The organism is Bacillus sp. EB600, from assembly GCF_024494385.1.
GTDB lineage: Bacteria > Bacillota > Bacilli > Bacillales > Cytobacillaceae > JAEVLT01.
The window spans coordinates 165,540-177,703 of record NZ_JAEVLT010000002.1 but is presented as its reverse complement, the minus strand read 5'-3'; the positions used below and the strand labels follow the sequence as shown (position 1 = coordinate 177,703).

The 12,164-nt window shown below is 39.6% G+C and carries 11 protein-coding genes; 10 read left to right on the top strand and 1 reads right to left on the bottom strand.

Annotated features, from left to right (window positions below; genetic code table 11):
* Positions 1 to 18: 18 nt before the first annotated feature.
* Positions 19 to 957, bottom strand: a complete 939-nt coding sequence (rnhC, locus tag JN080_RS03555) for a ribonuclease HIII (RefSeq protein ID WP_256234529.1) — start codon at positions 955 to 957, stop codon at positions 19 to 21.
* Between the two features lie 97 nt (positions 958 to 1,054).
* On the opposite strand from rnhC, the gene zapA reads away from it, so the two are divergent.
* The 10 genes from zapA to JN080_RS03505 all read left to right on the top strand — a co-directional run bounded on the left by zapA (position 1,055) and on the right by JN080_RS03505 (position 12,024).
* Positions 1,055 to 1,315 (top strand): cell division protein ZapA, encoded by a 261-nt coding sequence (zapA, locus tag JN080_RS03550; protein WP_256234528.1) that lies wholly within the window; start codon positions 1,055 to 1,057, stop codon positions 1,313 to 1,315.
* 8 nt (positions 1,316 to 1,323) lie between these two features.
* Complete coding sequence (locus JN080_RS03545; protein ID WP_256234527.1) at positions 1,324 to 1,878, top strand: CvpA family protein; 555 nt, start codon at positions 1,324 to 1,326, stop codon at positions 1,876 to 1,878.
* A gap of 112 nt (positions 1,879 to 1,990) precedes the next feature.
* Positions 1,991 to 3,712: a DNA polymerase/3'-5' exonuclease PolX gene (gene polX, locus JN080_RS03540; protein ID WP_256234526.1), complete on the top strand. Its 1,722-nt coding sequence runs from the start codon at positions 1,991 to 1,993 to the stop codon at positions 3,710 to 3,712.
* Between the two features lie 14 nt (positions 3,713 to 3,726).
* Positions 3,727 to 6,084: an endonuclease MutS2 gene (locus JN080_RS03535; RefSeq protein WP_256234525.1), complete on the top strand. Its 2,358-nt coding sequence runs from the start codon at positions 3,727 to 3,729 to the stop codon at positions 6,082 to 6,084.
* A gap of 21 nt (positions 6,085 to 6,105) precedes the next feature.
* Positions 6,106 to 6,510, top strand: a complete 405-nt coding sequence (locus tag JN080_RS03530) for a DUF350 domain-containing protein (protein ID WP_256234524.1) — start codon at positions 6,106 to 6,108, stop codon at positions 6,508 to 6,510.
* A gap of 207 nt (positions 6,511 to 6,717) precedes the next feature.
* Positions 6,718 to 8,421 carry an AMP-binding protein gene (locus tag JN080_RS03525; RefSeq protein ID WP_256234523.1) on the top strand — a complete coding sequence of 568 codons (1,704 nt, stop codon included), beginning with the start codon at positions 6,718 to 6,720 and terminating at the stop codon, positions 8,419 to 8,421.
* 222 nt (positions 8,422 to 8,643) lie between these two features.
* Positions 8,644 to 9,225 (top strand): fatty acid metabolism transcriptional regulator FadR, encoded by a 582-nt coding sequence (locus JN080_RS03520; protein ID WP_256234522.1) that lies wholly within the window; start codon positions 8,644 to 8,646, stop codon positions 9,223 to 9,225.
* 32 nt (positions 9,226 to 9,257) lie between these two features.
* Entirely contained in the window at positions 9,258 to 10,031 is a 774-nt protein-coding gene (locus JN080_RS03515; RefSeq protein ID WP_256234521.1) for an enoyl-CoA hydratase, read from the top strand.
* A gap of 116 nt (positions 10,032 to 10,147) precedes the next feature.
* A complete protein-coding gene (locus tag JN080_RS03510) occupies positions 10,148 to 10,921 on the top strand; it encodes an electron transfer flavoprotein subunit beta/FixA family protein (RefSeq protein WP_256234520.1) in 774 nt (257 codons plus the stop codon).
* Positions 10,922 to 11,046: 125 nt separating this feature from the next.
* Positions 11,047 to 12,024, top strand: coding sequence for an electron transfer flavoprotein subunit alpha/FixB family protein (locus tag JN080_RS03505; RefSeq protein WP_256234519.1), 978 nt, complete (start codon positions 11,047 to 11,049; stop codon positions 12,022 to 12,024).
* Positions 12,025 to 12,164 lie beyond the last annotated feature (140 nt).

The following is a 12,164-nucleotide window of genomic DNA, read 5'->3' as shown; positions in this document are numbered from 1 at the left end:
AAATCCAAAAGGGGCCCCTCAGCCCCTTTTTTTACGCACAAGATTCAATGCTTTATCTGTATTGGCAAAATGCAGCTTTACAAATTTAGGGAGAACCTCTCGTCCTTTTTGCAGGATTAACTTAGCTGCAGCCTGATCTACTTGGGCACCGGCCCCCTTTGGAATCTTAAAACCAGCAGCTTGACTTAGTTTTTCAAAGTACTGTACAAACGCATAACGGGCAAGTATCGAAGCGGCTGCAACGGCGATATGAACGCCTTCAGCTTTCGTACTGAAAAAGACATTTTCCTTTATGATCTGTTTTTGCCCTTTTAAGTGCTGATAATAGGTACTAGCTTGGACAAATTGATCGATTAAAATGGCTTCAGGCTTGATGGGCGCAATCTTTTTTAATACATGACCAATGGCCTGATTATGAAGCAGAGCCTTCAGCTTTCCTTGCGACATGCCAGATTGCTGCATTTGATTATACTTTTCATTATGGAGCGTCAACAGGCTGTGCGGTATAATATTTTTAATTTGCCTGGCAATCGCAATGATTTTTTCATCATTTAAATCCTTTGAATCTCTGACGCCCAATTCTTTTAAAAGAGGAATGTCCTCTTTTTTTACATAGGCAGCGACAACGGTAATCGGACCAAAAAAATCGCCAGTACCAACCTCATCTGAACCTATTGCAGACAAACTCCCGATGTTAGGCGGCAAACTGCTGCCGGATGTTTTTCTCAGAGCAGCCTTTTCCTGTTTTTGAGGAACATTCCCCCATCTTTTTGATTCTTCCTCACTATTCGCTCCTTGAAATAAGACCTTGCCTGATTTATAGGCCGTAATCACACATGACTTTGTTTTTGCTGAAAAAACACTTCCAGGAGGATTTTTCTCCGCAAGAAATCCCTCATAATAATTTTTCATTTTCATTATTTCAGTCAAATCCAGAATTAACACAACATTACTCAATCTGATACACCCCTTCCGTATTTCTTTTCTCTTTTCCACTTGACATTGTTCGTGTTATGATAGTCTTTAGGATTCATTTGATTGGAGGCACTTCACGTTGTCAAACCCACGGAAAAACAGAATAACCGTAGATATTTATGGTCAGCAATATATTATTTTAGGTTCAGAAAGCACAAATCACATTAGGCATGTAGCCTCGTTAGTTGACGATAAAATGCGCGAAATTGGTTCTAAGAATCCATCGTTAGATGTGAATAGACTTGCTGTTTTAACCGCTGTGAATGCTGTCAATGATTATATAAAGATAAAAGAACAACTAGAAAAGCTGCAAGAAGAAATAAAAAGAGAAAAGGATTGATCTAAACCATGTTAGATATTGCTATTCTCGTTATCTTGATCATGGGTTTCTTTATGGGCCTAAAAAGAGGCTTTATCATGCAGCTGTTTCACTTAACCGGATTTATTATTGCATATATTGCAGCAAATATATACTATGATGATCTTGCGCCAAAGCTAACTTTATGGATTCCATATCCAAACCTTGGCGAAAATTCAACCTTAAAGTTGTTAACAAACAGCAGTGATATGGAAGCGGCCTTTTACCGTGCGATCGCGTTTATGATTATTTTTTTCGCAGTTAAAATTTTGTTGCAAATGATTGGAAGAATGTTGAACTTTATTACCCATTTACCGATTTTGAGACAGATGAATGTGTTGGCTGGCGGAATATTAGGTTTTTGTGAAGTTTACTTGATCGTATTTATTCTATTATATATGGCTGCTCTAATTCCAATTGAAATTGTTCAGATTTCTTTAAGCCATTCTATGCTGGCTAATGCGATTGTTAAGCATACCCCGCTTCTTTCCGAACAAATAAAACAATTGTGGATTGAATATGTTGGTACTGCAACTTCTCTTTAGCAGAGAAGTTTTTTTAAGGATTGTACCATAATCCACTAAACGGGCGCTTGCGCTTTTGTTCTTTTAAAATTAGAAAAAAAGAAAAAGCTATCTTTAAAGGCAGGTGGAAAAAATGGAAGTAACGAAAAAAGAGATTGTTCGCCTTTTAGAGACGATCGCAATTTATTTAGAGTTAAAGGGTGAAAACTCGTTTAAAATATCTGCATTCCGAAGGGCGGCTATGGCGTTGGAGACAGATGAACGAAGCCTATCAGAAATTGAGGACCTTACATCTATCTCGGGTATCGGTAAAGGGACTGCAGCTGTTATCGAGGAATACACAAAAGAAAGATCCTCCACTGTATTAAAAGAGCTGAAGGAAGAAGTTCCGCCCGGGCTCATCCCATTGTTACAGCTTCCTGGTCTCGGTGGCAAAAAAATAGCCAAGCTTTATCAATCACTCGGGATTGAAGATGTATCTAGTCTAGAGGAAGCATGTCGGACAGGTAAAGTGCAAGCTCTCCCTGGCTTTGGAAAAAAAACAGAAGAAAAAATTTTGAGTGCGATTGCTCAAGTTGGCAGCAGACCGGAAAGGCTTCCGCTGGCCTATATGATGCCGATTGCCGAGCAAATTGAAGAAAAGCTAGGAAACATGTCTGATATAAATAGATTTTCAAGGGCTGGGAGCTTACGAAGAATGAGGGAAACCATCAAAGATTTGGATTTCATTATCGCAACAGATCAACCCTCCAGTGTGAGAATGCAGCTTCTTAGTCTTCCTAATATTAAAGAGGTTATTGGGGCAGGAGAAACAAAGGTTTCGATAACCCTTGACCTTCAATATGATGTGTCCGTTGATTTTCGCCTTGTAAAACCTGCTGAGTATACAACGACATTACATCATTTTACCGGTTCTAAGGAGCATAATGTCCGGATGAGGCAGCTAGCCAAGGAACGCGGAGAAAAAATAAGTGAATATGGTGTTGAAAATGTGGAAACAGGGGTGATACGAACTTTTTCTTCGGAGGAAGAGTTCTATCAGCATTTTGCGCTACCATTTATTCCTCCGGAAATTAGAGAAGATGGGAAGGAAGTAGATGAGTATTCAGCAAATATGGAGTTAATTTGCTTAGAAGATATAAAAGGTGACCTCCATATGCATACAACCTGGAGTGATGGAGCGAATTCAATTGAAGAGATGGCAGAAGCTTGCCGCAATCGAGGCTACCGTTACATCGCAATTACAGACCATTCTCACTATTTAAAGGTAGCAAACGGGCTTACTCCGGAAAGGCTGTTGAAGCAAAGAGAAGAAATAAAGAAAATAAATGAGAAATATGATAATTTCACGATACTATCCGGGGTAGAAATGGATATTCTTCCTGATGGAACCTTGGATTATGATGATGATTTGCTTGAAGGAATGGATATTGTAATTGCATCGATTCATTCTGCTTTTTCACAGCCAAGGGAAAAAATCATGAATCGATTGAAGGCAGCCCTTGAAAATGTCCATGTTGATATTATCGCCCATCCTACTGGAAGATTAATTGGACGCCGCGAGGGCTACGATGTAGACCTTGATTTGTTGATTGAATTAGCAAAGGAAACAAATACAGTTCTAGAATTGAATGCCAATCCAAATCGGCTTGATCTGGCGTCCCAGCATGTAAGAAAGGCGCAGGAGGCTGGAGTGAAGATCGTGATTAATACGGACGCCCACCAAATAGGTACATTATCACAAATGGAGATTGGTGTATCTTCGGCCAAAAAAGGCTGGATTAGAAAGCCAACTGTTTTAAACACGTTCGATCTAAACGACTTACTAGAATTTTTGCATAATCGGAAGAAATAAGGAGGCTTTTCTCCATGCAGCAGAAAGTATTAAAGGTATTAGAATTTGATAAAGTAAAGGAACAATTATTTGAGCAGGCATCTTCCTCGCTTGGTAAGGAAAAAGTGAGAGACCTCGTGCCTTCAACCGATTTTGAAGCAGTTGTGAGGCTGCAGGCAGAAACGGACGAAGCAGCGACTGTTTTGCGAATGAAAGGAAATGTTCCCTTGTCAGGGATTCATGATATTCGCGCCCATATTAAGCGTTCGGTTATTGGCGGTGTCCTTAGCCCGCATGAATTAGTTCAGGTTGCCAGCACGATTCATACAAGCAGGCAAATGAAACATTTTATCGAAGACATAGCGGAAGAAAGGACTGAAATTCCTATTTTAGTCGAGCAGACTGACCGCATCCTTCCTTTAACAAACCTCGAGCAGGCAATTAAATATGCAATTGATGAGGGCGGTGAGGTGCTTGATGGCGCAAGTGACCTCCTGCGCAGCCTTCGCCATCAGCTTCGTTCTACGGAATCACGGGTACGAGAAAAATTAGAAAGTATGATACGATCATCGAATGCACAAAAAATGTTATCGGATGCGCTTGTTACGATTCGAAATGATCGGTTTGTCATTCCTGTAAAACAAGAATATCGGGGCCACTATGGCGGGATTATTCATGACCAGAGTTCATCTGGACAAACACTCTTTATTGAACCACAGGCAATTGTTCAATTAAACAATCAGCTCCAAGATATTCGCGTGAAAGAACAGGTTGAAATCGAAAGAATTTTGGTAGAGCTATCCGCAAAAACAGCCGAACATGAGGGTGAGCTTAAGATCATTGTTGAAGTTCTAACAGACCTGGACTTTATATTTGCGAAAGCGAGATACGGTAGAAAGATTAAAGCCTCAATGCCGATCATGAATAATGAAGGAAGAATCTCCTTATTTAAAGCACGACATCCACTTATCCCGATCAACGAAGTGGTTCCGAATGACATTATGATTGGTCAAGAATTTACAACGATTGTCATTACTGGTCCGAATACAGGAGGAAAAACGGTTACGCTAAAAACAGTTGGCTTATGTACATTAATGGCACAGGCCGGCTTGCAAATCCCTGCCTTGGATGGCTCGGAGCTTGCTGTGTTTGATTCTGTATATGCTGATATCGGTGATGAACAGTCCATTGAACAAAGCTTAAGTACATTTTCCTCACATATGACCAATATTGTTGAGATTTTACGCAATGTAGATTTCAACAGTCTAGCTTTATTTGATGAGCTTGGGGCCGGAACAGATCCCCAGGAAGGGGCTGCACTAGCCATTTCTATTTTGGATGAAGTGCATAATCGAGGGGCAAGGGTAATAGCCACCACTCACTATCCCGAACTAAAGGCATATGGCTATAATCGTGAAGGCGTTATGAATGCCAGCGTCGAATTTAATGTGGAAACATTAAGTCCAACTTATAAACTGTTGTTAGGGGTACCAGGAAGAAGTAATGCGTTTGAAATCTCCAAACGATTAGGTTTAAACGAAAATGTCATTCAAGCAGCTCGCTCGTATGTTAGTGCAGATACGAACAAGATTGATAAAATGATTTCCTCCTTAGAGGAAAGTAAACGATTAGCTGAAACTGAGCATGAAGAAGCTTTAGCCTATTTGAAGCAGGCAGAGAAGCTACATCAGGATCTTCAACAGCAAATGATCGAATTTTATAACTACAAAGATTCACTTTATGAAAAAGCTGCAGATAAAGCAGAGGACATTGTCGAGCAAGCGAAAGCAGAGGCTGATAAAGTTATTCGTGACCTTCGCAAAATGAGAATAGAAAAACATGCTGAGGTAAAAGAACATGAACTGATTGATGCAAAGAAACGCTTGCAGGAAGCAGCACCAAAAATCGATAGGTCGAAAAAATCTCTTCAACGGAAAGAAAAGAAACATACCTTTACACCTGGGGATGAGGTGAAGGTCCTTACTTTTGACCAAAAAGGAATTCTGCTTCATAAAAATTCAAATAATGAATGGCAGGTGCAGATTGGAATCCTGAAAATGAAGGTGAAAGAAAAGGATTTGGAATATATAAGCACCCCGAAGCAAGTAGAAACTAGACCGCTTGCCATTGTTAGAGGAAGAGATTCTCATGTTAAACTTGAATTGGATCTTCGCGGGGAGCGGTACGAGGAAGCACTGCATAAAGTCGAAAAGTATGTGGATGATGCTCTTTTGGCCGGGTATCCAAGGGTTTCGATTATTCACGGAAAAGGTACAGGGGCTTTGAGACAGGGAGTTCAGGAGTATTTGAGGAATCACCGCTCTGTTAAAAAAATCCGGTTTGGTGATGCAGGTGAGGGAGGAACGGGCGTTACGGTAGTTGAATTTAAATAAGTCCTTTAGGAGAATAGAGATATGAATCAATTTTGGGACAATGTATATATTCAAACAGCTGCCAATTACAGTGTTGTACTTTTGTGTATCTTTTTATTTTTAGCTATTTTTGAATTGGTCACAAAATACAAAAATTGGGAAGAAATTAAAAAAGGTAATCTTGCAGTTGCAATGGCAACCGGAGGGAAAATCTTTGGGATTGCTAACATCTTCCACTTCGCTATAATGGAGCATAAATCGTTATTGTTAATGGTTGGCTGGGGGATGTACGGATTTATACTGCTGTTAGCAGGATATTTTATTTATGAATTTTTGACTCCAAGATTCAAAGTAGATGAAGAAATTCAAAACGATAATCGAGCGGTCGGGTTTATTTCCATGGTCATTTCAATTGGATTGTCCTATGTAATCGGAGCGGGGATTTGAAGGAGAGAAAAAATTGGAAAAGTTGGCTAAAGTGCTTCTTGGATTGTGCGGAGTATTTTTGATCATCGGTCTAATCTATATGATTTTTTTTAGTTAATGAAAAACCGTCGCTGTTGTTTGGCAGTGATGGTTTTTTTATTGGGACTATATTATAATAGGATGTGAGTTAGAATATTTAGAATATTTAGTATTTAAAGGGGGATATTGATGACGGAGCTCAAACCATGGTTGACGCTTTACCCGAAGGAAATTCCTGCATCCTTAGAATATGATCCAAAACCAGTCCAACAATATTTAATTCATGCTGCGAAAAGGTTTCCGGATAAAACAGCGATTCATTTTATGGGCAAAGAACTTACCTTTCAACAAGTTTATGATGCGGCAGTTACCTTAGCGGGCTATCTTCAAGACTTGGGGATTACAAAAGGTGACCGAGTATCGATCATGCTCCCAAATTCTCCACAATCGGTTATCAGCTATTTTGCGATTTTGTTTGCGGGTGGAATTGTTGTTCAAACCAACCCGTTATATACGGAACGTGAACTTGAGTACCAAATGAAAGATTCCGGTGCAATCGCCGTTATTACACTTGATATTTTATATCCTCGAATCTCAAAGATAATCGCCCAAACGGATTTACAGCATACTGTTGTAACCGCCATCAAAGATTACTTGCCATTTCCCAAAAATATCATTTACCCTTTTATCCAGAAAAAGCAATATGGTCTTGTCGTTCATGCCAAGCATGAGGGGAATACCCATTTACTTACGGAAATTTTAAAGCTTCCCGTAAAACCATTACCACCCAACGAATTTAATTTTGAAGAGGATATAGCGATCCTGCAATATACCGGAGGAACGACTGGATTTCCAAAGGGGGTTATGCTGACACACAAAAATTTAGTTTCCAATGCCACCATGTGTAATGCCTGGCTTTACAAATGTAGGCCAGGTGAAGAATCACTCTTAGGTGTTATCCCCTTTTTTCATGTTTATGGAATGACAATGATTATGATTTTAGCTGTTATGCAGGGATATAAGATGATTTTGCTGCCAAAGTTTGATGCAGAAACAACCTTAAAGACGATTCACAAACAGCGGCCAACCATGTTTCCAGGGGCCCCAACAATTTATATTGGACTATTAAACCATCCTGATCTAAAAAAATACGACCTGTCTTCAATTGATTCTTGTATTAGTGGTTCCGCGCCTCTTCCTATCGAGGTACAGCAGAAATTTGAAGAGCTAACAGGGGGAAAGCTTGTTGAAGGTTATGGATTAACGGAAACATCACCTGTTACACATACAAACTTTTTCTGGGACCGCCCGCGCATAAAAGGGAGCATTGGAGTTCCCTGGCCCGATACAGATGCTGCCATTTTTTCTTTAGAAACAGGGGAACTGTTGCCATGTGGTGAAATCGGTGAAATAGCTGTAAAAGGCCCACAGGTTATGAAAGGATATTGGAACCGTCCCGATGAAACAGACCAGGTGTTTAAGGATGGCTGGCTTTTTACAGGTGATCTTGGCTATATGGATGAGCAAGGTTATTTCTATATCGTTGACCGTAAAAAGGATATGATTATTGCGGGTGGATTTAATATTTACCCCCGCGAGATAGAAGAGGTATTATATGAGCATCCAGATGTACAAGAGGTAGTTGCAGCAGGAATTCCAGACCCATATCGTGGTGAAACGGTTAAAGCATACGTGGTAGTAAGAGAGGGCTCGCTCGTTACCGAGGATGAGCTTAATCAATTTGCAAGAAAATATCTTGCCTCCTATAAAGCACCAAGAGTGTATGAGTTTAGGAAGGAACTGCCGAAAACCGCGGTAGGAAAAATATTAAGAAGAGTATTGGTTGCGGAAGATTTGAAGAAAATAGAGGAAGAAGCCGAAAAACACGCATAATTCCTTGAGCCATTTTTGGCTCTTTATTTTTGTAAAAATGCCTATCCGTATTTCTTGACAGCATGGCTTAAAATCCAATACTATTTAAATATGAATGACTGTTCATTCATAAGGATGAAACGAGTTTCTATGAGTCGTTTCAAAAAAAATCTCCTATTTGGCACTGTTGTTCTCTTTTTTAGAATAAAGCGAGCTGATGCCATTTAGTAAGGGGAGACAAACTTGAAAAAAAATGGACCTAAATATATGCAAATTATTGATGCGGCTGTAGTTGTTATTGCTGAAAACGGTTATCACCAGTCACAGGTAGCAAAAATAGCCAAACAAGCAGGAGTGGCTGATGGAACGATCTACTTATATTTTAAAAATAAGGAAGATATTCTTATATCACTTTTTAGGGAAAAGATGGGGGATTTTGTAGAAAAAATTGAGAATTTAATTGCAGGAAAAACGACAGCAACAGAGAAATTATTAACAATGATAGATACACAATTCGCCATGCTTTCCAATGATCATTATCTGGCAATTGTTACTCAATTGGAGCTGCGTCAAACAAACAAAGAGCTTCGCTTGAAAATTAACGAAGTACTTAAAAGATATCTACAGCTAATTGATAAAATTGTGTTGGAAGGAATCGAAAATGGGGAGTTTTCAAAAGAACTAGATGTCCGCCTCGCACGACAAATGATCTTTGGAACGATTGATGAAATGGCAACCTCTTGGGTGATGAATGAAGAAAAGTACGATCTGAAGGCATTAGCAAGGCAGGTTCACCAATTATTAATCACTGGGTGCGGAGGATAGTTGCCAAAAAAAGCATAAGGGAGGGGATAGGTTTGGAATATTTGCGTTGGTCATATAAGGATCAAATTGCTACGATTACATTTCAACGGCCGCCTGCAAATGCATTATCACAAGGAGTGCTACGGGAATTGTCAATGGTATTGGATGAGATCGAGACTAATGATCAAATTAGGGTTCTACTTGTACATGGGGATGGGCGCTTCTTTTCAGCAGGAGCTGATATTAAGGAGTTTACAACCTTCGATAATCAGGAGGATTTCACCAAGCTAAGCAGAGTCGGGCAGGATTTGTTTGAACGGATGGAAAATTTCCCTAAACCAATTATTGCAGCCATTCATGGTGCCGCTTTAGGTGGTGGTCTTGAGTTAGCGATGGCCTGTCATATCAGGATTGTGAGTGAAAATGCCAAACTGGGTCTACCAGAGCTGCAGCTTGGATTAGTGCCGGGATTCGGAGGGTCGCAAAGACTACCTAAATATGTGGGTACAGCTAAAGCTGCAGAAATATTATTCACATCTGAACCAATTACTGGTGATCAAGCGGTCCAATTTGGATTAGCCAACCAGGCATATCCTGAAAATGAAGTGTTTGAAAAGGCATTTTCAATGGCCAAAAAAATTTCCCGAAAAAGCCCAATCTCTTTAAAAGCTGCAATAGAATTATTGAATTACTCCAAGACAAATAGGTTTTATGATGGAGTTAACAAAGAGGCAGAAGTATTTGGACGCGTGTTTATGTCGGGTGATGGCCAAGAGGGAATTCAGGCCTTTATAGAAAAAAGGGCACCCAAATTTCAGGGTAAATAATCTTCATAGCATGCAGCTTTATCCATGCATTGGAAGATTTTCAATTATATTTTTTTATGAAGAATTATCTAAATCTTTGGAAGAGAAAAAATATTAAAAATTTTAGGAGGGTAACAATGAATATTTTTGTATTAATGAAAAGGACCTTTGATACTGAAGAAAAGATTACCATTGCAGGCGGCAAAATTAATGATGATGGCGCAGAATTCATCATTAATCCTTATGATGAATACGCGATTGAAGAAGCGATTCAAGTCCGTGATGCTCATGGAGGCGAAGTAACTGTCATTTCTGTCGGTAATGAGGAATCTGAAAAGCAATTGCGTACTGCATTGGCAATGGGTGCAGATAAAGCTGTTTTAATTAATATTGAAGACGATGTTGAAAATACTGACCAATTTACAACAGCCAAAGTTCTTGCTGAATATTTAATAGATAAAAATGCGGATTTGATTTTAGGTGGAAATGTTGCCATTGATGGGGCATCAGGACAGGTTGGCCCTCGTGTAGCTGAACTGCTAGCTATTCCTTATGTAACAACAATTACTAAACTTGAAATTGATGGAGGTAAAGCAACGGTAACTCGTGATGTTGAAGGGGATTCTGAAGTAATTGAAACGAACCTTCCACTCTTGGTTACGGCACAACAAGGCTTAAACGAGCCACGTTATCCATCCCTTCCAGGGATTATGAAAGCCAAAAAGAAACCTCTTGATAAACTTGAGCTAGATGATCTTGACCTTGATGAGGATGATGTAGAAGCCAAAACCAAAACAATTGAACTATATTTACCGCCAAAAAAAGAGGCAGGAAAAGTTCTCTCAGGAGAATTAAATGAACAGGTAAAAGAACTCGTTCAGCTTCTCCATACAGAGGCAAAAGTTATTTAAAAAGATAGTAAAGTCTAACAGTTAATCTTTGAAAACTGTCTAGACACAGCACCCAGCGCCTAGGTGAATCGCTAAATGGGGTGCTACCACATTTCTAATATAACAGAATACAGGAGGGTAAAAGTATGGCAAGAAAAGTATTAGTATTGGGTGAAGCACGTGATGGATCACTTCGTAATGTATCGTTTGAGGCAATTGCTGCAGCTAAAACTGTTTCAGAAGGGGGAGAGATCGTAGGCGTATTACTTGGTGAAAATGTAAGCGATTTAGGCCAAGATTTAATTGCTAACGGTGCAGACCGTGTGGTGGTTGTGGAAAATGAGAAATTAAAGCAATATTCGTCTGATGGCTATTCTCAAGCATTACTTGCAGTTATTGACAAAGAAAAGCCAGAAGGAATTATTGCAGGTCATACTGCTTTAGGTAAAGATCTTACACCGAAAATCGCTGCTAAGCTTTCTTCTGGGTTAATTTCCGATGCAACGGGCATAGAGGCTGCTGGGGGGAATATTGTTTTTATAAGACCAATATATTTTGGTAAAGCATTTGAAAAGAAAATTGTCACAAGTGGGTTGATTTTTGCGACAATCCGCCCAAATAATATTGCACCTTTAGAAAAAGATGAAAGTCGAAGTGGAGAAATCACCGCACTTTCTGTTGAAATTAACGACCTCCGCTCTATTATCAAAGAGGTTGTTAAAAAAGCAAGTGAGGGTGTTGACTTATCTGAAGCGAAAGTGATTATTTCCGGAGGACGTGGTGTAAAAAGCGCCGAAGGCTTTGCACCGTTGAAAGAATTGGCTCAAGTATTGGGCGGAGCAGTCGGGGCATCACGTGGTGCATGTGACGCTGATTATTGTGATTATTCCATGCAAATTGGTCAAACCGGTAAGGTGGTAACACCAGATCTTTACATTGCTTGCGGAATTTCCGGGGCTATTCAGCATTTAGCCGGTATGTCTAACTCTAAAGTAATCGTAGCGATTAATAAAGATCCAGAAGCAAACATTTTCAATGTGGCCGATTATGGAATTGTTGGCGATCTTTTTGAGGTTGTGCCAATCTTAACGGAAGAATTTAGAAAACTTAAAGTTCATTCCTAACTGTTTATGGCGGGCAGTCACATTTGCCCGCCATTTTTATTGTTAAGGAAATAACTTTTCATTTTTTGGGGAATATTACTTCCGAAACAAATTATTAGCATCATCATTTAAACGATGTTATACTTTCCATAGTATGTAAG